22 protein-coding genes and 1 tRNA gene are annotated in these 25,299 nt (G+C 43.2%); 16 read left to right on the top strand and 7 right to left on the bottom strand.

What is annotated here, in order from left to right; genetic code table 11:
• Nucleotides 1–8 precede the first annotated feature (8 nt).
• The 5 genes from NWP21_RS00185 to ftsH3 all read left to right on the top strand — a co-directional run bounded on the left by NWP21_RS00185 (nucleotide 9) and on the right by ftsH3 (nucleotide 7,743).
• Complete coding sequence (locus tag NWP21_RS00185; RefSeq protein ID WP_280791162.1) at nucleotides 9–1,571, top strand: hydantoinase B/oxoprolinase family protein; 1,563 nt, start codon at nucleotides 9–11, stop codon at nucleotides 1,569–1,571.
• Between the two features lie 275 nt (nucleotides 1,572–1,846).
• Nucleotides 1,847–3,913 carry a molecular chaperone DnaK gene (dnaK, locus tag NWP21_RS00180; RefSeq protein ID WP_280791161.1) on the top strand — a complete coding sequence of 689 codons (2,067 nt, stop codon included), beginning with the start codon at nucleotides 1,847–1,849 and terminating at the stop codon, nucleotides 3,911–3,913.
• A 65-nt stretch (nucleotides 3,914–3,978) separates the two neighbouring features.
• Nucleotides 3,979–4,974 carry a J domain-containing protein gene (locus NWP21_RS00175; RefSeq protein ID WP_271730560.1) on the top strand — a complete coding sequence of 332 codons (996 nt, stop codon included), beginning with the start codon at nucleotides 3,979–3,981 and terminating at the stop codon, nucleotides 4,972–4,974.
• 39 nt (nucleotides 4,975–5,013) lie between these two features.
• Entirely contained in the window at nucleotides 5,014–5,787 is a 774-nt protein-coding gene (locus NWP21_RS00170; RefSeq protein ID WP_280791179.1) for an aminotransferase class IV, read from the top strand.
• A gap of 117 nt (nucleotides 5,788–5,904) precedes the next feature.
• Entirely contained in the window at nucleotides 5,905–7,743 is a 1,839-nt protein-coding gene (gene ftsH3, locus NWP21_RS00165; protein WP_280791160.1) for an ATP-dependent zinc metalloprotease FtsH3, read from the top strand.
• 108 nt (nucleotides 7,744–7,851) lie between these two features.
• Here ftsH3 and bioB read toward each other — a convergent pair whose 3' ends face one another.
• The 4 genes from bioB to NWP21_RS00145 all read right to left on the bottom strand — a co-directional run bounded on the left by bioB (nucleotide 7,852) and on the right by NWP21_RS00145 (nucleotide 12,804).
• On the bottom strand, nucleotides 7,852–8,862 hold the full coding sequence (gene bioB, locus NWP21_RS00160) for a biotin synthase BioB (RefSeq protein ID WP_280791159.1): 1,011 nt from the start codon (nucleotides 8,860–8,862) through the stop codon (nucleotides 7,852–7,854).
• Nucleotides 8,863–9,056: 194 nt separating this feature from the next.
• A complete protein-coding gene (locus tag NWP21_RS00155; protein ID WP_280791158.1) occupies nucleotides 9,057–11,948 on the bottom strand; it encodes a glycerol-3-phosphate acyltransferase in 2,892 nt (963 codons plus the stop codon).
• A gap of 95 nt (nucleotides 11,949–12,043) precedes the next feature.
• Nucleotides 12,044–12,184, bottom strand: coding sequence for a hypothetical protein (locus tag NWP21_RS00150; RefSeq protein WP_271730551.1), 141 nt, complete (start codon nucleotides 12,182–12,184; stop codon nucleotides 12,044–12,046).
• 320 nt (nucleotides 12,185–12,504) lie between these two features.
• A complete protein-coding gene (locus NWP21_RS00145; protein ID WP_200988431.1) occupies nucleotides 12,505–12,804 on the bottom strand; it encodes a 30S ribosomal protein PSRP-3 in 300 nt (99 codons plus the stop codon).
• A 139-nt stretch (nucleotides 12,805–12,943) separates the two neighbouring features.
• Between NWP21_RS00145 and NWP21_RS00140 the strand changes: the two genes are divergently transcribed.
• Nucleotides 12,944–13,753 (top strand): TIGR01548 family HAD-type hydrolase, encoded by an 810-nt coding sequence (locus NWP21_RS00140; RefSeq protein WP_280791157.1) that lies wholly within the window; start codon nucleotides 12,944–12,946, stop codon nucleotides 13,751–13,753.
• A 74-nt stretch (nucleotides 13,754–13,827) separates the two neighbouring features.
• Here NWP21_RS00140 and NWP21_RS00135 read toward each other — a convergent pair whose 3' ends face one another.
• Together NWP21_RS00135 and ruvB are read right to left on the bottom strand one after the other, a co-directional pair.
• A complete protein-coding gene (locus NWP21_RS00135) occupies nucleotides 13,828–14,634 on the bottom strand; it encodes a tetratricopeptide repeat protein (RefSeq protein ID WP_280791156.1) in 807 nt (268 codons plus the stop codon).
• A gap of 48 nt (nucleotides 14,635–14,682) precedes the next feature.
• The gene (gene ruvB, locus NWP21_RS00130; RefSeq protein ID WP_280791155.1) at nucleotides 14,683–15,780 is read right to left on the bottom strand and encodes a Holliday junction branch migration DNA helicase RuvB; all 1,098 of its coding nucleotides are present in this window, start codon (nucleotides 15,778–15,780) and stop codon (nucleotides 14,683–14,685) included.
• A 145-nt stretch (nucleotides 15,781–15,925) separates the two neighbouring features.
• On the opposite strand from ruvB, the gene hisF reads away from it, so the two are divergent.
• From hisF to NWP21_RS00085, 9 genes are all read left to right on the top strand, one after another.
• Nucleotides 15,926–16,699 carry an imidazole glycerol phosphate synthase subunit HisF gene (hisF, locus tag NWP21_RS00125; protein WP_271730543.1) on the top strand — a complete coding sequence of 258 codons (774 nt, stop codon included), beginning with the start codon at nucleotides 15,926–15,928 and terminating at the stop codon, nucleotides 16,697–16,699.
• Nucleotides 16,700–16,807: 108 nt separating this feature from the next.
• Nucleotides 16,808–16,999: a hypothetical protein gene (locus tag NWP21_RS00120; RefSeq protein ID WP_200988426.1), complete on the top strand. Its 192-nt coding sequence runs from the start codon at nucleotides 16,808–16,810 to the stop codon at nucleotides 16,997–16,999.
• 82 nt (nucleotides 17,000–17,081) lie between these two features.
• A tRNA-Ala gene (locus tag NWP21_RS00115) sits at nucleotides 17,082–17,154 on the top strand.
• 63 nt (nucleotides 17,155–17,217) lie between these two features.
• Entirely contained in the window at nucleotides 17,218–17,796 is a 579-nt protein-coding gene (locus NWP21_RS00110; RefSeq protein ID WP_280791178.1) for a Uma2 family endonuclease, read from the top strand.
• Between the two features lie 111 nt (nucleotides 17,797–17,907).
• The gene (locus NWP21_RS00105; protein ID WP_280791154.1) at nucleotides 17,908–20,244 is read left to right on the top strand and encodes a DEAD/DEAH box helicase family protein; all 2,337 of its coding nucleotides are present in this window, start codon (nucleotides 17,908–17,910) and stop codon (nucleotides 20,242–20,244) included.
• Between the two features lie 73 nt (nucleotides 20,245–20,317).
• Nucleotides 20,318–21,772, top strand: a complete 1,455-nt coding sequence (locus NWP21_RS00100) for a class I SAM-dependent DNA methyltransferase (RefSeq protein ID WP_280791153.1) — start codon at nucleotides 20,318–20,320, stop codon at nucleotides 21,770–21,772.
• Between the two features lie 42 nt (nucleotides 21,773–21,814).
• Entirely contained in the window at nucleotides 21,815–22,039 is a 225-nt protein-coding gene (locus tag NWP21_RS00095; protein WP_271730536.1) for a hypothetical protein, read from the top strand.
• The gene (locus tag NWP21_RS00090; protein WP_280791152.1) at nucleotides 22,023–22,445 is read left to right on the top strand and encodes a PIN domain-containing protein; all 423 of its coding nucleotides are present in this window, start codon (nucleotides 22,023–22,025) and stop codon (nucleotides 22,443–22,445) included. Before NWP21_RS00095 ends, NWP21_RS00090 begins: the two co-directional genes overlap by 17 nt.
• Nucleotides 22,442–23,287: a restriction endonuclease subunit S gene (locus NWP21_RS00085; protein ID WP_280791151.1), complete on the top strand. Its 846-nt coding sequence runs from the start codon at nucleotides 22,442–22,444 to the stop codon at nucleotides 23,285–23,287. Before NWP21_RS00090 ends, NWP21_RS00085 begins: the two co-directional genes overlap by 4 nt.
• Before the next feature lie 96 nt (nucleotides 23,288–23,383).
• On the opposite strand, the gene NWP21_RS00080 is transcribed toward NWP21_RS00085, so the two are convergent.
• Nucleotides 23,384–23,878: a pentapeptide repeat-containing protein gene (locus NWP21_RS00080; RefSeq protein ID WP_280791177.1), complete on the bottom strand. Its 495-nt coding sequence runs from the start codon at nucleotides 23,876–23,878 to the stop codon at nucleotides 23,384–23,386.
• Between the two features lie 139 nt (nucleotides 23,879–24,017).
• Between NWP21_RS00080 and gcvT the strand changes: the two genes are divergently transcribed.
• Nucleotides 24,018–25,154 (top strand): glycine cleavage system aminomethyltransferase GcvT, encoded by a 1,137-nt coding sequence (gcvT, locus tag NWP21_RS00075; protein ID WP_280791150.1) that lies wholly within the window; start codon nucleotides 24,018–24,020, stop codon nucleotides 25,152–25,154.
• The last annotated feature ends 145 nt before the right edge of the window (nucleotides 25,155–25,299 follow it).

The raw sequence follows: 25,299 nt of genomic DNA, 5'->3' as shown, positions 1-25,299 counted from the left end.
AATTAAAAATGTACGCCACAAATAAACCAGATCCAGTCCGTTTAGAAATATTCAAAAATCTCTATCAATTCATCGCCGAACAAATGGGGATTGTGCTGCAAAATACTGCGGCATCAGTGAACATTAAAGAAAGATTAGATTTCTCCTGTGCTATTTTCGATTCTTCAGGATTATTAGTCGCTAATGCTCCTCATATTCCCGTACATTTAGGGTCAATGAGTGAAAGCGTCCGCAGTTTAATCAATGACAAAGGCGACACCATCAAACCAGGTAATGTCTATCTATCCAACAACCCCTATAACGGTGGAACACACCTCCCAGATGTCACAGCTATTACCCCCGTATTTTTAGATGACACTTTGCCCTCTACCCTGACCACTGCACTGTTCTACGTTGCTTCTCGCGGACACCAAGCCGATATTGGCGGTATTACTCCTGGTTCCATGCCTTCCCACAGTACAACAGTAGAAGAAGAAGGGATTTTATTTGATAATTTTCTTTTAGTTGAACAAGGAATTTTTCAAGAAACCCAAGTAAGAAATTTACTCTCTAATCATCTTTATCCCGCTCGTAATCCCCAACAAAATCTAGCTGATTTTAAAGCACAAATTGCAGCCAATGAAAGGGGAGTCAAAGAATTACAGAGAATGGTTGCTCAATATGGACTGGAAACTGTCCAAGCATACATGAAATTTGTTCAAAATAATGCCGAGGAATCAGTAAGAAGAGCAATTGAAGCCCTCAAAGATGGATCATTCATTTATGAAATAGATAGCGGTGCCAAAATCGAAGTTAAAGTGAGAATAAACAAAAAAAATCGCAGTGCAACAATTGATTTTACCGGCACATCTGGGCAACTAAGCAGTAATTTTAATGCCCCCAAGGCTGTAACTCAAGCAGCGGTTTTATACGTCTTCCGCACTCTAGTTAATGATAGTATCCCCCTGAATGCCGGGTGTCTGAAACCTTTAGAAATTGTCATTCCTGAAGGCTGTATGCTCAACCCCAGCTACCCAGCCGCAATTGTCGCAGGCAATGTAGAGACATCACAAAACATCGTTGATGCTTTATATGGTGCGTTGGGTGTGAGTGCTGCTTCTCAGGGAACGATGAATAATTTTACTTTCGGTAATGAGCGTTATCAATATTATGAAACCATCTGCGGTGGTTCCGGCGCAGGGGCTAACTTTGATGGTACTGATGCAGTTCAAACCCACATGACTAACTCCCGCTTGACAGACCCAGAAATTTTAGAAACTCGTTATCCCGTCTTGTTAGAAAGCTTTTGTTTACGTCCCAATAGCGGGGGTAAAGGCAAATATTCAGGTGGTAACGGCGTGATTCGCCGGATCAAGTTCCTTGAACCAATGACAGCTAATATTCTGTCTGGACATCGCCGTGTTCCTCCCTTCGGATTAAATGGGGGAGAACCTGGTCAGGTGGGGCGCAACTGGATACAGCATCAAGATGGAACACAAGAGGATTTAGGCAGCACAGCAACAGTGCAGATGCAGCCAGGAGATGTTTTTGTGATTGAAACCCCTGGTGGTGGAGGGTTTTATCAGTCGTGAGGATTCCTGAAAATGCCCTGTCAATGGATAACCTCAATCTCTCTGGTTTGGGGGGTAGGGGATGACAAAGATAAGATTTCAGCTACTTGGACATACTTAGCATTGTCAATGTTATCCTAGTGTTGCAACTAGCTCCTCAAGCTTAAACTCCTCTACTTCTTACCTTAACAATGACTATCATACCATTGAGGTGTTTTCATCCAATATCCAACAACTAGAGGTAGTACCGCATAATTAAATTAAACGTACAAGACACACTAGGAGAAGAGTAACCCATGGGCAAGGTAGTCGGCATCGACTTGGGTACAACCAACTCAGTAGTCGCCGTAATGGAGGGTGGCAAGCCGGTGGTGATTGCCAATGCAGAAGGAATGCGCACAACCCCCTCTGTTGTCGGCTTCAGCAAAGAAGGCGAAAGGGTTGTTGGGCAAATGGCCAGACGGCAAACTGTTCTGAACCCCCAAAATACATTTTTTGCGGTTAAACGCTTTATTGGGCGGCAGTATAATGAACTCAGCCAGGAATCTAAGCGTGTACCTTATACTATCCGTAAAAACGAATTAGGTAATGTGACAATTCCCTGTCCACGTCTGAAAAAGGATTTCGCCCCGGAAGAAATTTCCGCCATGGTGATCAAAAAATTGGCAGACGATGCTGGTCGCTATTTGGGGGAAACCGTGACAGGGGCGGTAATTACGGTTCCCGCTTATTTTAATGATTCTCAACGACAGGCTACCCGCGATGCTGGCAGAATTGCTGGTTTAGAAGTGTTGCGGATTCTTAATGAACCTACAGCCGCATCTTTGGCTTATGGATTAGATCGGGGTGCAACTGAAACTATCCTTGTTTTTGACTTGGGTGGTGGGACTTTTGATGTCTCAATTTTGGAAGTTGGTGATGGCATTTTTGAAGTTAAAGCTACCAGTGGAGATACTCAACTAGGTGGTAATGACTTTGACAAACAAATAGTAGATTGGTTAGCAGATAAATTTCTGGAGGCTGAAGGGGTAGATTTAAGACGCGAGCGGCAATCTTTACAACGCCTCATGGAAGCCGCAGAAAAGGCGAAAATTGAACTTTCCGCTGTCAGCGTCACCGAAATTAACTTACCCTTTATCACTGCTACGGAGGACGGCCCTAAACATCTAGAGACTCGCCTGACTCGTTCTCAGTTTGAGGGTTTGTGTGTGGACTTGATGGGACGTTTACGTACACCAGTTAAACGCGCACTCAAAGATTCTGGACTCTCACCGGTAGATATTGAAGAAGTGGTACTAGTTGGTGGTTCTACACGCATACCAATGGTGAAGCAGTTAGTGCGTGACTTAATTGGGATAGAACCTAACGAAAATGTTAATCCTGATGAGGTGGTGGCAATAGGTGCTGCTATTCAAGCCGGTATTCTGGCGGGTGAACTCAAAGACGTGCTGCTTTTGGATGTGACACCATTATCTTTGGGACTGGAAACCATTGGCGGTGTGATGAAAAAACTCATCCCCCGTAACACTACTATCCCAGTGCGCCGTTCTGATATTTTCTCTACATCAGAAAATAACCAAAACAGTGTGGAAATTCACGTAGTCCAGGGTGAGAGGGAAATGGCATCAAATAACAAATCACTGGGACGTTTTAAGCTCTATGGCATCCCCCCAGCACCAAGAGGAATTCCCCAGGTTCAAGTATCTTTTGATATTGATGCTAACGGTATTTTGCAGGTGACAGCCCTCGATAGAACCACCGGACGAGAACAAAGTATCACAATTCAAGGGGCTTCTACTTTGAGTGAATCAGAAGTAAATCGCATGATTCAGGATGCTCAAAAATACGCGGATGTTGACCGAGAACGCAAAGAAAGAGTAGAAAAACGCACTCGTTCTGAGGCTTTGATTTTACAGGCAGAACGCCAACTCAGAGAAGTGGCACTGGAATTTGGTATGCAGTTTGCCCGCAATCGCCGCCAGCGAATTGATAGTATTTGTCGGGAACTGCGTGAGAGTCTCCAGGAAAATGAAGATCGCGGCATTGATCAAGCCTATGCTGACTTACAAGATGCTTTATATGAACTAAACCGAGAAGTTCGGGAGTATTATGCTGAGGACGAAGAGGAAGACTTGTTTGGGACGATTCGTGACATTTTTACAGGCGGTGATAAGGAACGGGAAACCAATTTTTCCCGTGATACATATCGCGAACGTGATTCCTATGGCAAAAATTACAACAGAGACTACGATAGGGGTTACAGCAAAGATAGTCGCTACCCAGACTATGAGCAGCGTTCCTCTCGCAAGCCTTCTCGACCAAGTTACCAGGATAACTGGGATGATGACGATGATTGGTTGTAGTTATTAGTCAATATTTAACAGTCATCAGTCCCTATTACTACAATTAAAAGTAAAATAACTGAACTATGCAAAATTTGCAGAATTTTCGCGATTACTATGAAATTTTAGGAGTACCTAAGGATGCTTCCGGTGAAGAAATTAAAAAGGTTTATCGCCGGTTAGCAAGACAATATCACCCGGATCTCAATCCGGGAAATAAAGCCGCCGAGGAAAAGTTTAAAGATATCGGTGAGGCTTACGAAGTCCTTTCTGATACAGCCAGGCGATCGCAATACGACCAATTTAGCCGCTACTGGAAACAAAAAGGTTTTACTGCTAGCAAAGCACCCAAATCTAAAAGCTGGTCTGGTTCCTCCAATGGTCGCAGCACCACTGAAGATGTAAATCCCGAACAATTTTCCGATTTTGAGAGTTTTATTAATCAAGTCATTGGTGTAGGGGGTCGTCAAGACACCAGAAATGTTAGTAGTAGTACCAAAAGCGATCCATTTCGTTCTCCTAAAAGTCGGGTTGAGTATACGGTTCCTAAAAGCCCACCGCGCACACCCCGCCGAGATATTGAAGCTAGATTAACTTTACCACTGGAAAAAGCTTATGAAGGTGGCAAAGAACGGATTCGCCTAGAAGATGGGCGATCGCTGGAAGTAAATATGCCCCCAGCTATGGTAACAGGTCAAAGTATCCGGTTACGCAATCAAGGTATTGGTGGTGGTGACCTCTACTTGAAAATAACAGTATTGCCCCATGGGCTATTTAAACTAGAAGGGTTCAATATATTTTGCCAAGTTCCAGTCACTCCCTGTGAAGCGGTTTTAGGAGGACAAGTAGAAGCACCGACTTTAGATGGCCCTGTGAAAATGACTATCCCTCCGGGTGTCAGGAGTGGTCAAAGACTGCGGTTAGCAAATAAAGGCTACCCCGGGGAAAATGGTAAACGTGGCGATCAATTAGTAGAAATTCAAATTGTTACACCTAAAAGTATCACACCTGAAGAACGGGAACTTTATGAAAAACTGCGGGAAATAGAAACTTTTAAACCCCGCGCTGATTTATTAGGATGATCTCAAGTAGTAGGTTTAACCCCCAGGGAGGTTAGTTTTATTTATTGGTACCATGGCAAACTCAGAAAATCTCAAACCCTAGAATTAGATATTCATGACCCGGGGTTACTTTATGGGGCTACGGTATTTACAACAATGCGGGTTTATGAGCAAAGCCTCGATAGTAGTTTAACTAACTGGGTGGCACATTGCCATCGCCTACTATTATCAGTACAAGCTTTTGGTTGGCGAGAACCAAGCTGGAATCTGGTGCGTCAAGGTGCAGAAATTCTGGCGGAAAATTTCCCCATTCTCAGAATTACCCTGTTTGCAGATGGGAGGGAGTGGATAACTGGGAGGTTATTACCACCAGATTTAATCACCAAGCAAAAACACGGTATTACCACAACTTTGGCAATGTCGAACTTGTATCGCAGTCTTCCTGCTCATAAAACTGGTAACTACCTGAGTGCTTGGTTAGGGAGGACTCACGCCCAACAGTTAAATTCTCAGGAGGCCATTTTCATCGATGGCGCAGGTAATTGGCTTGAAACTACCACAGGTAACCTTTGGGGCTGGCAAAATGGTAGTTGGTGGACACCACCACTCACAGAGGGAATATTACCGGGAATTGTGCGATCGCAATTGCTCAATCATCTGCCCATGGTGCATGAGTCGCCCTGGAATGCCGAATTAGTCAGGGGATTTGAAGCGATCGCCTACACTAATAGTGTGGTAGAAATTATCCCCATACATACGGTTCACCAGCCTATAGGGTCTCTACAATATAATCCTTACCATTTTAGTTTGGAACAAATCAGAGAGCTTTTCTAACATGACAGCCGTCATGTTATGTTATACCTTAAGATAAGTTAACATAATTCTTAATAATGCCCTCTCATATTAGAGAAGCTACGCTAACTCACACAAAATACAGGAGGATAGACCTCAGTGAATAAAAGATGGAGAAATGCGGGGCTTTATGCACTGCTTTTTATAGTTGTCATCGCTTTAGGAACAGCATTCTTTGACAAACAACCTCAAACTAGAGAAACATGGCGATACAGTCAATTTATTCAAGAAGTTGACAAAGGCAGAGTAGATAGAGTCAGTCTGAGTGCAGACCGCTCTACAGCACTTGTTACCTCCAGAGACGGTGACAAAAAGATTGTGAATTTAGTCAATGACCCTGACTTAATCACTAATTTGAGTAACAAGGGCGTTGATATTTCTGTTCTCCCCCAAACTGATGAAGGATTTTGGTTCAAAGCACTGAGCAGTTTATTCTTCCCTGTATTACTTCTGGTTGGCTTATTCTTCTTACTACGTCGCGCTCAAAGTGGTCCTGGTAACCAAGCTATGAACTTTGGTAAATCCAAAGCCAGAGTGCAAATGGAACCCCAAACTCAAGTTACCTTCGGTGATGTCGCCGGTATTGACCAAGCCAAACTGGAATTAAACGAAGTAGTAGACTTTCTCAAAAACGCCGACCGCTTTACCGCAGTAGGGGCAAAAATTCCTAAAGGTGTATTGTTAGTAGGTCCTCCTGGTACAGGTAAAACCCTCTTGGCTCGTGCTGTAGCTGGTGAAGCTGGTGTACCCTTCTTTTCTATCTCCGGTTCTGAGTTTGTAGAAATGTTCGTAGGTGTGGGTGCTTCCCGCGTCCGCGATTTGTTTGAGCAAGCTAAGACCAACGCCCCCTGTATTGTATTTATCGATGAAATTGACGCGGTAGGTCGTCAACGGGGTGCAGGTTTAGGCGGTGGTAACGATGAACGGGAACAAACCCTCAACCAGTTACTCACCGAAATGGATGGTTTTGAAGGCAATACCGGTATTATCATTATTGCCGCTACCAACCGTCCTGATGTCTTAGATGCTGCTCTGTTGCGTCCTGGTCGTTTTGACCGTCAGGTGGTTGTAGACCGTCCCGACTATTCAGGACGTAGCGAAATTCTTAAAGTTCACGCCCGTGGTAAGACCTTAGCCAAGGATGTAGACCTGGATAAAATCGCCCGTCGGACTCCTGGGTTTACCGGTGCGGATTTATCCAACTTGCTCAACGAAGCTGCAATTTTAGCAGCACGGCGCAATTTAACTGAAATTGCTATGGATGAAATCAATGATGCCATTGATCGCGTCTTAGCTGGACCAGAGAAAAAAGATAGGGTAATGAGCGAAAAGCGCAAAACCCTAGTAGCATATCACGAAGCTGGTCACGCTTTAGTGGGTGCTTTAATGCCCGACTATGACCCAGTACAAAAAATCAGCATTATTCCCCGCGGTCGTGCTGGTGGTTTGACTTGGTTTACTCCCAGTGAAGACCGCATGGATACAGGGTTGTACAGCCGTGCTTATCTGGAAAATCAAATGGCGGTAGCTTTAGGCGGTCGTCTGGCTGAAGAATTAATCTTTGGTGATGAAGAAGTTACCACAGGTGCTTCTAACGACTTGCAACAAGTAGCCCGTGTGGCCCGTCAGATGATTACCCGCTTTGGTATGAGCGATCGCCTCGGTCCAGTGGCCTTAGGTCGTCAGCAAGGTAATATGTTCTTAGGCAGAGATATCATGTCAGAGCGTGATTTCTCCGAAGAAACTGCTGCTGCTATTGACGAAGAAGTGCGTAAACTCGTTGATGTAGCCTATACACGTGCTAAGGAAGTATTGGTTAACAACCGCCACATTCTGGATGAAATCGCCAAAATGCTGGTGGAGAAAGAAACAGTAGATGCTGAGGAATTGCAAGAGATTTTGACAAACAACGATGTCAGAACTGCTGCTTTTGCTTAACTAACTTTGGTTGCAGTTTAACTAAAACTGGGGTGATTCTGGGTTTTCTAGAATTACCCTATTTTTTGCCCCTCCTCCCGTCCCTTGGGGGAGGGGTTGGGGGTGAGTTTATCCCACAACTGCGGGAGTTGTCACTTGTTGGGGTCTTTGCTGGGGGGGACGCATTTCTAACCCCAGCAAATTCAGCATTTGTCTGTCAGCGTCGTAATCTGGACAGGGGGTAGTGACAGTGAGCATTTTCTGATCATCGCTGGAAAAAATAGAATTAGCCCCAGCCATAAAACATAAAGCTTGTTCCACTTGAGAAAGTCTCGCCCTACCTGCACTCAGACGCACATCAGAAGTTGGCATAATAATTCTGGCTGTAGCAATCATGCGCACTACTTCCCAAATGGGGACATCTGGCTGATTTTCTAGGGGCGTACCCGGGACTTGGGACAGAATATTAATCGGTACTGACTCGGGATGAGGTTGTAAATTCGCCAGTGTCTGTAACATCCCCACGCGATCCTCGACACTTTCGCCTAAACCCAGGATACCCCCAGAACAAACAGTGACGTTTGTTTGTCTTACATTGTCAATTGTATTGAGGCGATCGCCATAAGTTCTCGTGGTAATAATAGTATTGTAATATTCCTGGGAAGTATCCAAGTTATGATTATAAGCATATAGTCCGGCCGCTTCTAGGCGTTTGGCCTGGTCTGTGTTGAGCATTCCCAGAGTACAGCACACCTCTAGACCCATATCCGTGACTTCTTTCACCATGTCCAGCACTGTTTCAAATTGCGAATTATCCCGCACCTCCCGCCAAGCAGCACCCATACAAACCCGACTCACACCCTGTGCTTTAGCTTGTTGAGCAATGTTAACAACTGTTTCCTTTTCTAGCAGTGCTTGGGGCTTTACCTCAGTTTTATAACGGGAAGACTGGGCGCAGTAACCACAATCTTCGGGACAAGCGCCAGTTTTGATTGATATCAGCTTACAAACCTGTATTTTTCTGGGGTCATGATATTGACGATGCACGCTAGCAGCCTGATAAATCAGCTCTAGGAATGGCTGGTTGTATATCGCCTGAATCTCTGCTTTCTGCCAATTGTAGCGTATTCCCACCGACATCACTATCCTCTTTGAGACTGGATTGATTAAGAGCCATTTTCTAGTTGGTTCTCTGAAAATACAGCGTTGGGATTAAATCATCTCAATCTTAGTGCTGTAGATATTAGACATCAGCTTACCAAGATTTTGCGGTTCTGGCATTAGCTCAGATCACGGAGGACTCAACTGCTGACTGGAAACCAGAACACACTCCTTCAATCTGATCTCAACTTGTTAGACAATTCGATAATTCCTCTTGACCCATCTATGCGTACCCGTTGCCCATCTCTTAGTCTCACTGTAGCATTATAAACATCCATCACAGCGGGAATACCGTATTCACGAGCTACGATAGCACCGTGAGACAGTCTTCCGCCAGCTTCAGAAATTAAGCCTCCTGCTCTAACTAACAAAGGTGCCCAGCCTGAGTCTGTATAAGGTACTACTAAGATTGTGTGGCGGTCTACTTCTGGTAATTGTTGCAAGTCTCGTACTATCTTAATCCGACCCTCCGCTTGACCGTGGCTAGCGGGAATACCCTGTAATACTTGGTCTGAGTACAGTGGGGAGGGAGGAAGGGGATGGGGTGGTGTATGACCATAAACTAAAAGGGGGATTTGATGAAATTCACTATCTTGCTGGAATTGCCATCGCCTAAATTCTACTATCTCAGATAAATCTTCCCTCAGTTCAATATCATCGCCTGCTACTAAACGCCGGACTTCGTTCAACTCTAGAAAAAAGATATCCCCACTTTGCTGGATTAAGCCGGATTTTAAGCAAGCTTGCTCTAAAGCTAAAAATCGCCACCGCAATTCAGCTAAGAAACGAGAATAAATTTCGGTAACTTGTCCTTTAATATCTACCCGGCGCTGTACTACACCCCGTTTGCGCTTTGTCAACCTCACCGGTTTGTCCGTCTCTGCTGCATTTTGCCATAACTGTAAAAACAAGTCCTTGATGGGTTGGGGGTTTTCTTTCCAGGTAGGAACAGCAATATTTGTGCCCACATCACTCAAATAACCGTAATCTTCCAGCAATTGGTTAAATTCATCGAGAATTTTCTCTCCTTCTGGTGTTTGCGCCAATTCTTCAAAGACTTGATCCGGTTTCGAGTCAGGTAATTGCTGTTTCGCCTGTGCGGCTAAAGCAGTCAGCGATCGCAATGCTGCTACCTCCGGAGCTATACTGTGATCAATTTCCCCATCTTTAACGCGAAAAATACCCTGTCTTAAAGCCACGCTCAAGGGTACTAAAATGCTGTAATAAGTTGCAGTGCGTAGTAATTCCAGAATATAATCTATTCTCTCCAATAACTGGGCTGCTGTCAGTTCTTCTATTGATTCATGTGCTAATTCTGACAAACTAGGCAGAAACTTTTTACTATAATCCTGCTTAAAGTCTTTTTCTAAGCTCAGTTCTCGCGTGAGTAACCGCATTAACCCTGGTAAATTATCCCAAGTGGACTTTAAGGGCGGTTTGCTCATCTTCGCCCCCCTAGTGAGAAATTCCAGACTTTCTGGTGGTAGACCCATCCGTAAAAAAATCTCTCCTAGCAGGGAAGCATTAAAATAAGCCCGGGAATAGTGGAGAGTAGCAGTTGCGGTAAAATCCAATCCCCAGGAGCGATCGCCCAAAACCACGGTAAAAATATCTCCCCAAACTCCGCAAGTTAAGGGGCGATTAATCGACCAAGTTAACGGATGAATCACACCAGGAATGACCTCGGCGGCTATTTTCCTCGTCCAGATGGGCAATAGAGTAGTAATAGGTCGAGACTGCAAAACCCAGAGATTTTGACCATCATAAGTCCACTCCATATCTTGGGGTACCCCGCGATACTGTTTTTCTAGTTGGCGGACTAAATATGCTACTTGTTTGATTAATGCTTGTGGTACTTCTACTTCCTGTCGGGACATTTCCCCCACCACTTGCACAGAGGAAACATTCTCTGTTTCCACCACAAAGGCGCGATATTGTTCTGGTGTCACCTTACCAGAAACCACTTGAGTGGGACTACCTGGTAAAGCCTCAATTACAATTGCATCCCCCTGTTGGCTAATGGGGTCGCGACTGAAAGCTACACCAGAATACACACTGGGAATTTGTTGTTGTACCAGCACAGCCATGGCCATATCTGGTAAACCGCGATCGCGACGATATTGTACAGCAGACGGATGATTGTAAGAAGCTTGTACTTGGGCGATCGCATCTCGTAATTGCTCGGTGGTAGTAACATTCAAAATTGTTGTATACTGTCCGGCTGCAGAAGCTTGTTCAGAGTCTTCTCCGATAGCAGAGGAGCGCACCACCAAAGGAGACAGATGAGAAGGCTGAATAATTGCCATCAAATTTTCCGGATCATCAACCGGGGAAATTACCCATCCTTTAGGTACTGGATAGCCCCAGCGATTAATTTCAGATAATGTTGCGGCTTTGTGTCCCACCACATTTGCATCCAACTCGTCATCTAAACAAAAAATCCGGTGATTCCCGCGTAAATATGCAAAAGCTGCTTGTGACTCTGCATCAGTCTCCGGTGCTGGTAAATTCAGGTCATCGGGAATTTTTGTATAAATCCACCCCAATACTCCCGCTAGGGTCACAGCCGCCATTATTTTGGGTATATCCTCAATATTCAGGACTAACATCAACCAAGGAAACAGGAATAAAACTCCGAATTTTACCCATTGCCTAGATCGCAGAACTATAAAACTGATAATAGCCAATAAACTTGTAAATATTGCCACCAGGGGATCATGTACCAGGATCCCCCAAACAACATTGGTTGTCCCAGCCCCTCTACCCACCCCATATCTCCCTAAGACTAAGCCGATGAGAGCAATTAATTCCCAAGGGGATCCAGGGGGAAAAAACACACGGCACAGCAAAACTGCGCCCATGCCTTTGACGGCTTCTGAAATAACCGCGAGGATTCCTACCCATGTGCCGCCGTGATAAAAAGCGGCTGAGACACTGATGTTTTTAGTACCAATTTGTGATAATTTTCTACCCTTCAGGGCATAGGTAATCCAAGCAATAATTGGCAAAGACCCCAAGAGGGGACAAGCAATTAAAATAACGAGGACACCCCAAGATTGAATCATTATGGTAGCGAAGACGTTTTAATCTATCTTGGTCGGTGGACACGTGGCTGCGGAATCAACCGTTGTTGCCAGTGTCCATCTTAGTTCCTAATGGCTTAGTTTAGCGCATAGGCGGCTTGTAAAGCCCATATAATTAAGGCGGCAATGGAACCCAAGAGTAGCACAGTAGAGATGGTGACTACTCTGGGGGAATCGGCACCCTTGAATTTCATAATTCCTCGGTTTAAATCGGACATAGCTTTGTAATCCTCCTTTGTTACAGTGCTAATTTGTCCGTTTTGATTGTAGTCTTTCTATTTGTCGATCAAGCTAAATTACAGATAATATTTTGTTTAAGCTTTGTATTGTGGCTAGCAAGTGCCTATGGGTGAGAAATCCGTTGCTCATACGCATTCCCAATCGTAAAAACAGCGCCTGGGGCGCTGCTCATTTCAAGATACAGCAAATTTTATGGGCTGAGAAGGGCGGGCTTTCCTACCCACCCCACAAGTCTTTTTGTGATTTATATAGTACTTGTCCGCAGTAAACTTACTGTATCTAAAAACATAAGTAATATTTAGGCGCTACCTGTAAAAGCAACTTCAGGGAATTTCAATTGAGCTTCTGCCATCGGTCGTCTTCTGCCTTCCTCTTGCCAGTAGTTAATCACTTCTGTAGCTTTATTGAGCAATTCGACGCGATCTAAATCACTAATCCAGTGTTTAGCTTCTAATTCCTTTTTTAACTCTTCCCAGGCATCATTGCGAGGCCAGAAAAAGTACTTAGTCAAAGGACTTGTACCTTTGCCTACAACTTGATCCACTGCTAGGGCAACGTTTTCATCTAACCACAGAATTTTCAGAATAAATTGGGTCAATCACACCTCCGGGGAATATCAGGGGATTCTTACACTGTATGTGCTATGCGATCGCTTATTCTAACGCAATACCTCACTTATTGACTAAATAGTGGTCACAAATTGCTCTACCATAACCTCATAAAATAGAAAATCTCCTATGATGGCAAAATCTTCAGTAAAAACTGTTGTTGTTTTCGATATTGACGGCGTGGTGCGCGATGTTGGTAACTCCTACCGTCGGGCTTTAGCGGATACTGTGGAGCATTTCACCAACAGCGCCTATCGTCCCACACCCGGAGACATTGATCAGCTCAAATCTGAAGGACTATGGAATAATGATTGGGAAGCTTCCCAAGAATTTATTTACCGCTACTGTGAATCCCAAGGGAAAACTCGCCAGCAGTTGCAACTAGATTACAATGCCATAGTTGCCTTTTTCCAATCTCGTTATCGCGGTACAGACCCAGAGAACTGGACAGGGTATATATGTAACGAACCATTATTATTACAACCGAGTTATTTAGAAAACCTCACCACCGCTGGAATTGCTTGGGGATTTTTTAGTGGTGCTACCCGTGGTTCTGCTACCTATGTTTTACAAAAACGTCTGGGTTTACAGTCACCAGTGTTAATTGCCATGGAAGATGCACCGGGTAAACCAGACCCTACAGGACTGTTTACCACCGTGGAAATGTTAGAAAATCAAGTTAATAATCTCACAATTATCTATGTGGGAGATACTGTAGCTGATATGTATACGGTCAACAAAGCTAGAGAAATTCATCCTCACCGGGATTGGATTGGTGTAGGAATTTTACCGCCCCACGTCCAAGACACAGCTGCCCATAGTCATGCTTATACTCAAACTTTACTAACAGCAGGTGCAGCGGTAGTTTTAAGTAACGTTGAGCAGCTCAATCCGGTCAAAATAGGAGAATTACTACAAGAGCAAATGGGGAAAATTTAAACTTTTCCATCAGATTCCCGACTTCTTAAAGAAGTCGGGGACTTAGCAGTATCTGGTAAGAAATAAATTGTTGATTACTCAAGATGCAAAAATTTATCTAAAGCTGCTACCATCTTGGGCGGCCAACGGCGGATATTTTTGACCCAGTTTATATCTTTGTAACGATTATCCAGGCCATAGGCTGCTACCCAGTTACTTTCGGCTTCCCCTTTGTTACCATTTACCCAGTAAGCGGCGGTGAGGGCGGCGCGCATATCAGCAAATTTAGGATATTTGCGGACTATGTTTTTCATTTCGTGGATGGCGGGGTCGGTTTGACCGGTTTCATACAGGGCCAGGGCGTAGTTAGCCCGCGCAAAGGCAAAGTTAGGGGCTATTTCTACGGATTTTTGATAGTCGGCGATCGCCTCTTGCCATTGTCCTAAACCCGATTTGGCATTACCGCGGTTATTGTATGCCATGGCATCATTAGGGTCAAGTTCTAATATATGATTATAATCGGCGATCGCCTCTTGCCATTTCCCCAACCCTTCCAAAGCTGCACCACGGTTTAAATAGGGGTCAGTTGCATCGGGGGCTAATTCTATAGCTTTGTTGTAATCTGTGAGTGCTGCTGCTAATTTATTTTGACTGACCCGGGAGTTTCCCCGGTTACTCCATGCACCTGCATTAGTGGGAAACTGCTCAATAATTTGTGTCCAGTAAATTTCCGCAGTGGCAAAATCACCTTTATTTGTAGCTGCTAAAGCTTTATTAGCTAGTTGATTGCCTTGTTCTAGCTGTTCTTGAGTAATACTTGCTCCTGGGGATACTGCCATGGCTGGTGTACTCCAGGTGAATACTAGTAATAAACTCAACAAAATACTAATTAATTTTACCATCCAGATTTACCTTAATTTCCAGTTCTCAGTTTCCTTATTTTCCCCCAATTACAGCATAGATAACTGTTCATTAGGGGGCTTGAGTCCCAAATGCTTGTAGGCGGCGGTGGTGGCGGTGCGTCCCCTGGGAGTGCGGCTTAAATAGCCAATTTGCATCAGGTAAGGCTCATAAACTTCTTCAATGGTTTGGGTATCTTCACCGGTAGCGGCGGCAATTGTTTCTAATCCTACTGGGCCGCCGTTGAATTGTTCAATGATCACACTCAACATCCGGCGGTCTGTCCAATCTAAACCGCAGGGGTCTACTTGAAATAGTTCCAGTGCTTCGGCGGCGACGGTTGCTGTAATCTTACCTGATATTCTCACTTGGGCGTAATCACGGACTCGTTTAAGTAATCTATTAGCAATCCGGGGGGTACCTCGGGAACGACGAGCAATTTCTGTGGCACCATCTGCTGCTATGGGGGTTTTGAGTAACTCGGCGCTGCGGGAAATAATTTGGCTGAGTTCCTCCACTTCATAAAACCGCAGTTTCTGCACTAAGCCAAAGCGATCGCGGAGGGGTGAGGTGAGAGCGCCTACACGGGTTGTGGCTCCCACTAGGGTAAATTTGTTCAGTGGTATACTTCTAATGCGAGCGCCAGAACCTTTACCAACGGTGATATCTAAGCGATAATCTTCCATGGCTGGATAGAGAATTTCTTCTGTCATCCGGGAAAGGCGGTGAATCTCATCAATAAACAGGACATCCCCAGGTTTGAGGTTGACCAGTAAGCCTACAATGTCTCTGGGACGTTCTAGGGCGGGGGCGCTGGTAATTTTGTAGTTTACTCCCATTTCCGATGCTAGAATTACTGCCATTGTTGTTTTTCCCAATCCCGGAGGGCCATATAGCAGTAAGTGATCTACCACCTCACCCCTTGATTTAGCTGCTTTGATGGCAATATCTAGCACGTCCTTTAAGTCTTTCTGTCCAATGTAGTCGGCAAATCGCTGTGGTCTGATACTCTCTTCTGGGTGACTTTGTTCGTCAGTTGTTACCGACGGTTGCAAAATCTTCTGGTCAGATGCACTGCGACGCGGGGTAGGCTGATTTGGTTTCCCGTTGGGTTCTTGAGGCTGTTTTTTCGAGGAGATTATCGCCATAATTCAGCTATCAACCTTGAGTTCAGGACTGTTTGAGGATTAAACCACCATGGCTAGAGCAAAAAAAAATTTTTTTTGCTGAGAATTACACAGGTCAATTTAGAATTTAAATTCCAGATGATTAGCCAGGAGTGAAAAATTTATTATGTTGTCTAAAAGAATCTTACCTTGCTTAGATGTGAAGGCGGGACGGGTTGTTAAAGGAGTTAACTTTGTCGATCTCAAAGACGCGGGGGATCCGGTGGAACTGGCTAAAGTTTACAATGAGGCTGGTGCTGATGAGTTAGTGTTTCTCGATATTACCGCTACTCATGAAGATCGGGACACAATTATTGATGTGGTTTACCGCACTGCTGAACAGGTGTTTATTCCTTTGACTGTGGGTGGTGGGATTCAATCCTTAGAAAATGTTAAAGCTTTGTTACGAGCCGGGGCGGATAAGGTTAGTATTAATTCGGCAGCGGTACGTGATCCAGACTTGATTAATCGGGCTAGCGATCGCTTTGGTAATCAGTGCATAGTTGTTGCTATTGATGCCAGGCGCAGAATTGCCCCGGAAAATCCGGGCTGGGATGTCTACGTCCGCGGTGGTAGGGAAAATACTGGTTTAGATGCCTTACTTTGGGCACAGGAAGTGGAAAAACGCGGCGCAGGAGAATTACTAGTAACGAGTATGGATGCTGACGGAACTCAAGCTGGCTATGATTTAGCACTGACGCGGGCGATCGCGGAATCTGTACAAGTTCCTGTGATTGCTTCCGGTGGCGCTGGTAATTGTGAACACATCTACACCGCCTTAACTCAGGGGAAGGCGGAAGCGGCGTTACTCGCATCATTACTACATTACGGCCAATTAAGTGTGGGGGAAATTAAGGAGTATTTACGCGATCGCTCGGTACCAGTCAGGTTGTTATCTTAAGGTTCAAAATTTTAGGGAAATTTAACCAGATTTATCACAAGTTCAATCCAGTTTTCTGAAATAGTGTTAAGATTGGTGTATAAGTATGAATAAATATGAAGAAATGTTATGTTGGTTGTAATTTTATTATTTGACATCGCACTAGTGGCGTGGTCTTTGCACCTGATGGAAAAAGCCGTACAGCATAAGGAGTTTTCCTTAATGCTGGCTGGGGGCTTAGTGGCCATGGCGGCGGCGGCTATGTTAGTTGTTTATTTTCTCATGGGGCATTGTATGACCTATTTGTTACAATTGTCTTAAAAAATCCTGAAGAATTAGAGATTAATCATAAATCCAGCTTGACAAAAGTCAAATCTTCAGGGATTATAATAAAGCATGACTCGGGGCTATAGCGCAGTTGGTAGCGCATCTCAATGGCATTGAGGGGGTCAGCGGTTCGAATCCGCTTAGCTCCATATTTATATTATTTTGTTATATTATTTTGTTAATCGTCTTCTGGCGAAAAAGTCGAGGTAATGATGTCTGTGCAATTGCTAAGACGGAAATTTACAGTTGAGGAATATCACAAAATGGTTGAGTCGGAAATTCTCACAGAGAATGACCGAGTAGAACTGATTCGGGGAGAAATTCTGGAGATGTCGCCCATTGGGACAAAACACGCAGCTTGTGTAAATCGACTAGTGAATTTGTTGGTGCAGTTGTTAGGGAAACAGGTAATAGTTGCTGCTCAAAATCCCGTTGTATTAAATAATAACTCAGAACCTCAGCCAGATGTGGCATTACTCAAACACCGAGATGATTTTTATGAAACCGCACACCCCCAAGCTGAGGATATTTTTTTATTAATTGAGGTGAGTGATTCTACTGTCATGTATGACCGAGAGGAGAAAATCCCCTTATATGCACAAGCAAAGATCATGGAAGTTTGGTTAGTAGATATTAACTCACTTGTCGAAGTTTATCAACAACCGACAGATACAGGTTATCAGCTGAGGCGAAAATTCACAGCGGGTCAAAATTTAACAATTCTCGCCCTACCAGATGTAAACATTACCGTTAATCAAATCTTGGTCTCCCCTAGTCTTCCCTTTAATTAGGAGAGGGTGAGCGGTTGTGGTTGAAACAGAGGTTAAAGGTGACTACCCAATCTTGTATACTGAGGTTGTGTATTTTTGTGTTCACACACCTCAAGTTTCAGCAGGCCTTTTATGTCAGAAGCTATTGATAAGAAATCTTTAAGTGAACGTGATATCTGTACAAAGTACATCACACCAGCTTTAGTGAATCAGGGATGGAATATCAATACTCAGATTCGAGAGGAAGTAACGCTGACAAAGGGGAGGGTGATTGTTAAGGGTAAGCTTGCTATTCGGGGTCAACAAAAACGCGCCGATTATGTGCTGTATTACAAACCCGGTGTACCACTAGCTGTGATTGAGGCTAAGGATAATAATCACAGTGTGAGCGCCGGAATGCAACAGGCGATCGCCACTGGGGAATTAATTGATGTCCCATTCATCTTTAGTGCTAATGGGGACGCTTTTATGATGTGCGATCGCACTATGACCGAGGGACAGCGAGAGCGAGAAATTCCCCTTGACCAGTTCCCCACACCAGAAGACCTTTGGCAAAAATACTGTAATTGGAAGGGGATTGACTGGGAAATTCAGGGGATTATTTCCCAAGATTACTACCCCAGTCCTGAGCAAAAACAACCCCGCTATTATCAACAAATTGCTATTAACCGCACAATTGAGGCGATCGCCAAAGGACAAAACCGGATTTTGTTAGTGATGGCCACGGGTACAGGTAAGACTTTTACAGCTTTTCAAATTATCTGGCGGTTGTGGAAGTCGGGAGCAAAAAAGCGTATTCTGTTTTTAGCAGACCGCAACATTTTAATTGATCAAACTAGAGTCAATGATTTTAAACCCTTTGGCTCAAAAATGACAAAAATTAAGCAGCGACAGGTAGATAAATCCTATGAAATTTATCTCTCCCTATATCAAGCAGTGACGGGAAATGAAGGGGCGAAAAACATTTATCGCCAATTTTCTCCAGATTTTTTTGACCTAATTATAATAGATGAGTGCCACCGGGGAAGCGCCAATGAGGATTCAGCATGGCGAGATATTTTAACCTATTTTAGCAGCGCTACCCAGATTGGCTTGACAGCTACCCCCAGGGAAACAGCGGAAGTTTCTAATATTGATTATTTTGGTGAGCCAGTTTTTACCTATTCCCTGAAACAAGGGATTGAAGATGGCTTTTTAGCTCCTTATAAAGTTATTCGCATTGATTTTGATCTAGACTTGAGTGGATGGAAACCGAAACCAGGACAACGGGATAAATACGGTAAAGAAATTCCCGACCAGATATTTAATCAGCAAGATTTTGATAAAACCCTGGTGTTAGAGAAGCGCACTGAGTTAGTAGCACGGATAATTTCTGATTATCTCAAATCCAGCGATCGCTTTGCCAAAACTATCGTTTTTTGTGAAACCACAGACCACGCGGAACGGATGCGGGTAGCATTGGTGAATGAAAATACTGATTTAGTCGCCAAGAATAGTCGCTACATTATGCGAATTACTGGGGATGATGCTCAAGGTAAGGCAGAATTAGATAATTTTATCAACTCAGAAAGTAAATATCCCACCATTGTTACCACCTCTGAGTTACTCACCACCGGTGTTGATGCTAAAACTTGCAAGTTGATTGTTTTAGATCAGCGCATTCTGTCTATGACTAAATTTAAGCAGATAGTTGGGCGGGGAACTCGCATTGATGAAGACTACGGTAAAATGTTCTTCACCATTATAGATTTTAAGAAAGCAACCCAGTTATTTGCTGACCCTGACTTTGATGGTGAACCTGTACAAATTTATCAACCCAAACCCGATGACCCAATTAATCCCCCTGATCATGGGGATGATGAGGTGATCATAGATGATGGTGAAATTAGCCGCAAGCAGAAGCGAGAAAAGTATGTAGTTGCAGATCAAGAAGTTAACGTTACTCTGATTAGAGAGCAATACTACGGTAAAGACGGTAAGCTAATTACAGAATCAATTAAAGACTATACTCGCAAAACAGTGACTCAGGAGTACGCTTCATTAGATATTTTCTTAAAAAAATGGCGCTCTAGTGAGCAGAAACAGGCGATTATTCAGGAGTTACAAGAATTGGGTGTACTTTGGGAAGCTTTAGAAAAAGAGATTGGTCAGGATTTTGACCCCTTAGATTTAATTTGTCATGTCGTTTTTGACCAACCACCACTGACACGCAAGGAAAGGGCGAACAATGTCCGCAAGGGTAACTACTTTAGCAGGTATGGGGAACAAGCCAGAACGGTTTTAAATGCTTTGTTAGATAAGTACGCTGATCGGGGAGTTGAAGATATTGAAACTCTGGATGTGTTAAAAGTTAAACCCATCAGTGATTTAGGTACTCCCTTAGAGATCATTAATATTTTTGGCGGTAAGCAGAATTATTTACAAATTTTGCAAGAATTAAAACAGAAAATTTATGACCTTGCTATGTAGTGGGGTTTACCAGTATCCTGGTTAAGAGATTCAGCCACCCACTAGGACAAACGGGACAAAGACAAAATTTATTATGTCCATCAGCACTACAATTAAAACTATTCAAGATATTATGCGCAAAGATGCGGGCGTTGATGGTGACGCACAACGCATCAGTCAATTAGTTTGGATGATTTTTCTCAAGGTTTTTGATGCTCGTGAACAAGAATACGAACTCCTAGAGGATAATTATAAATCTCCTATTCCTCAAAGTTTACGCTGGCGTAACTGGGCTGCGGATGCAGAAGGAATTACCGGAGATGCTTTACTAGATTTTGTCGATAATACTTTATTTAAAACTCTCAAAGACCTGAGAACTACCACCAATGATCCCCGTGGGCAAATGATTGGTAAGGTATTTGAAGATGCCTACAATTATATGAAAAATGGTACTCTCATCCGCCAAGTAATTAACAAACTTAATGAAATTGACTTTAATAAAAAAGAGCAGAAAAAACAGTTCAGCGAAATTTATGAAAAGATTCTCCAAGATTTGCAAAGTGCGGGAAATGCAGGAGAATATTATACTCCCCGTGCGGTGACTAAGTTTATTGTCGATAGAATCAAACCACAACTAGGGGAAATTGTCCTTGACCCCGCTTGTGGTACAGGTGGCTTTTTAACAGCAACTATTGATTACATTCGCCAACATTTCCAAAGTGCTGATGTCCCACAAGTTCTGCAAAGGACAATTTGCGGAACCGAGAAAAAGCCCTTACCTTATAATCTGTGTATCACTAATTTCATTTTACATGGTATTGATATACCCGCAGCCGAACACGATAATACTTTGGCGCGACCATTGCGGGATTACAGTCCTCAAGAACGGGTAGATGTCATTATTACTAATCCGCCTTTTGGGGGGATGGAGGAAGATGGAATTGAGGATAATTTCCCCGCTACCTTCCGCACCAAGGAAACAGCAGATTTATTTTTAGTGCTGATTGTTAATTTACTCAAAGAAGGCGGTAGAGGCGCAATAGTTTTACCCGATGGAACCCTGTTTGGGGAAGGTGTGAAAACTCGCATTAAGGAAAAACTGCTGCAAGATTGCAATCTACATACAATTGTGCGGTTACCAAATGGGGTATTTAATCCCTACACAGGTATTAAGACTAATCTGCTATTTTTCACTAAAGGAGAACCCACAGAAACTATCTGGTATTATGAACACCCCTACCCAATGGGGTATAAGTCATATTCTAAAACTAAGCCGATTCGCTTTGAGGAATTTGCACCAGAGCAGCAATGGTGGGATAACCGCGAGGAGAATGAATTTGCGTGGAAAGTTACAATTACTGATTTAAAGGCGAATAATTACAACCTAGATATTAAGAATCCCCACCAAGTTGATGTAGCACAGGCTGATTTAGATGAAATGTTAGCAGAATATCACAAACTCATGGCTGAGTTAGATGATGTGCGCGGTAAGTTAAAATTTGAGTTGATGTCAGCTTTGAATGATCAAGTTGATCAAACTATAGAATAATAGATAGAAACAAAATATCTTAAAATCTCTGGAGATGAGATTATGCAGATGGAAGTAGTAGAATTTCAAGGTATTGTCAAAGATGGTGTAATTCAAATTCCTGAAATTTATCAAGGAGAACTAGATGGAGAGTCTGTAAAAGTAATTGTGATGAAAAAAGCTAGAAGAACAGCAGCAGTAGATATTATTGCTGAACTGATGGAGCATCCGGTTGAGTTTGAATGGCCACCTTTGACACGAGAGGAGATTTATGAGCGCAATTCATGAGAATGGACATTTTCTAGATTCTAATATCTGGATTTATGCCCTGGCAAATCATGAATACATTAACAAACGCCATATAGCTTGTGGTTTAGTCAATGGTGAAGGGGTAATCATTAGTACACAAGTTATTAATGAAGTATGTCTTAATCTCATTAAAAAATCTTCTTTTACTGAGCAAAAAATAAAACAGTTAATAGAGGCATTTTATCAGGGTTATCACATAGTTACATTTAATCGTGATATTTTTGTGAACTCTTCTAATCTTAGGAGTAGGTATAATTTCTCTTTTTGGGATAGTTTAATTGTTGCTTGTGCTTTAGCTGGGGGAGCAAGTATTCTCTATTCTGAAGATATGCACCATGGGTTATTGGTAGATAATAAATTAGAAATTGTGAATCCGTTTAAATGAAAGTAGATACTTTTTTTACAAATTTTGATTTGTTGACTGATGCGCCAAATGCAACAGCTAAGTTGCGGGAGTTGATTTTGCAATTGGCTGTCATGGGTAAGCTTGTAAGACAAGATCCAAATGATGAACCTGCTTCAGTTCTGTTAGATAGAATAATTTGTAAAAAGCAACAATTAAGTTATGGCAATAAAATACAAAAAGCTGATTTAAATTTATCGAATGAAGAAGAGCTAGATTTAGAAATTTTGCCCGGTAATTGGTGCTGGACTAATTTAGAAACAATTGGCTTGATTAATCCAAGAAATGGTTTACCAGATGATTTGGATGTAGCATTCATTCCAATGAACCTAATACCACAAAAATATGGCAATCCACTTAAGTATGAGACTAGAAAATGGGGGGAAGTTAAAAAAGGATTTACACATTTTGCTGAAGGGGATGTTGCTATTGCTAAGATTACCCCCTGTTTTCAGAATGGTAAGTCTTGTGTTATGCGAGGGTTAAAAAATCAGGCTGGAGCAGGGACAACTGAATTGCATATTTTTAGACCTATTAATAATCTCACATATCCTGAATATGTCTTGATTTATTTTAAGTCTGTATCCTTTATCAAAAATGCGATTCCCATTATGACAGGAACCGCAGGTCAAAAGCGAGTTCCTAATAACTACGTAGCCCAAAATCCATTTCCCCTCCCACCCCTTGCAGAACAAAAACGGATTGTAGAGAAGTGCGATCGCCTGATGTCCCTGTGCGATCGCCTAGAAGCCAAATTAAAACAAGCGAGAGAAAGCAGAGAAAAGCTGATGGAAGTTGCAGCAAAGCAAGTATTACTAAATTAGCACCAGGGAATTAATGAACTTAAATACATCTAAACAGGGGTTTTCACCCCTGGCTTCTCAGTTATATTCCTGAATTATAAGGAATATACTGTATTATTACTTACATTGGAGAGATTCGCGAGTATCTACACCAGTTTGAGGATTCACCCCACTAGCTTGAGCGCACAGTTTTTTAATTTCCGGTCCATCTAAAATCGCATCGGTAAAATCAGCCCCGGTGATGTCCACATTCTCAAAGATAGAACGTAACATCATCGCATTGGTAAATACAGCATCGGTTAAATCAGCACCTTTAAACTTAGTCAAATAGGCTATACCATCGCTAAAATCTGCACCATGGAGATTTACCCCCTCTAACAAAGAGCCATTGAACACACCGCCGCGGAAATTCGTATTACTAAAATTAGTCTTCTTTAAAACCACATTGGTAAACTCAGTCCCCACCAAATCTTGACCAGAGTAATCTTTTACCCCTACTTCCTCACCCACAGAACGGGTAATACTAGAAGAACTAGCAGCTTGAGCGGAGAGGGGGAAGAAAAACACAAAGGTAACTAAAACCAAACTAGCCAGTAGTTGCCAATACTTAATCATTTTTTTGTTAACAAATCTCAACAATTATATTATTCACTATTACAGCTTACTGACGGTGATTAACCCCGGCTAGCCTGAGCCATAACTATAGAGCATACCCTAGGATATATAATGACCTGCGATCGCATAAATACCTGTGGCTCATCAACAAGACATCACCCCATCCTTAAGGCGAACCCCCTTATATCAACTAAGTGCAGAACTCAAAGCCCGTTTTACCAGCTTTGGCGGTTGGGAAATGCCTGTACAATTTACTGGTATTACTCAGGAACATGAAGCTGTGAGAACCACCGCGGGGATGTTCGATATCTCCCACATGGGTAAATTCACCCTTCAAGGTAAACACCTAATTAACCAACTTCAGCCCTTAGTACCCTCAGACCTAAACCGACTAAAACCAGGTGAAGCACAATACACAGTCTTACTCAATCCCCAGGGAGGAATTATTGACGACATTATTATATACTATCAAGGTGAGGACAGCACCGGCACACAAAAGGCTGTACTAATCGTCAATGCAGCCACCACAGATAAAGATAAAGCATGGCTATTAGAGCAACTAGACCAAAATCAAGTAGAATTTCAAGACCTGTCACAGTCAAAAGTATTAATTGCTATCCAAGGACCAGAGGCCGTTCAACATCTTCAGAGCTTAGTACAAGCAGACCTACAACCTATTAAACCCTTTGGTCATCTCCAAACAACTCTACTGGGTAAACCCGCATTTATCGCCCGCACCGGTTACACCGGGGAAGATGGTTTTGAGGTCATGCTAGATGCAGATCAGGGTATAGAATTGTGGCAAAGACTGCATCAAACCGGCGTTACCCCTTGCGGACTAGGTGCTAGAGACACCCTAAGACTAGAAGCAGCCATGGCCCTTTATGGTCAAGATATTGACGACACCACCACCCCCCTAGAAGCGGGTTTAGGGTGGCTAGTTCACCTTGACAGTAAAGATGATTTCATCGGTAGAGAAATTTTAGCACAACAAAAAGCCCAGGGAGTGCAGAAGCGGTTAATCGGCTTACAAATGTCAGGGCGGAATATTGCGCGCCATGGCTACCCCATTCTATCAGCAGGTGAAGTTGTGGGCGAGATTACCAGCGGGACTTTATCCCCCACATTAGGCTATCCTATAGCCTTAGCCTATGTTCCTACTCAATTAACAAAGGTGGGTGAACAGTTAGAAGTAGATATACGTGGTAAGAATTACCCGGGTGTTGTAGTCAAACGTCCGTTTTATCGCTCCCAAAATCGTCTCACTAACTGATAATGTGTTTTGAGTTACTCAATTTAAATGATGGTTATGGCATTTCTTGGTTGAGTAGGTACACCGATAGCTACCGCTTGCGTAAGCCATACCCGACCCCTAAACCAGGGAAAAGGTAACTATGGTAGACCTCATATAATTAGGA

It is taken from the genome of Anabaenopsis sp. FSS-46 (assembly GCF_029891665.1).
GTDB classification, from domain to species: Bacteria; Cyanobacteriota; Cyanobacteriia; order Cyanobacteriales; family Nostocaceae; genus Anabaenopsis; species Anabaenopsis arnoldii.
This window is presented reverse-complemented; position numbering and strand designations above follow the sequence as displayed.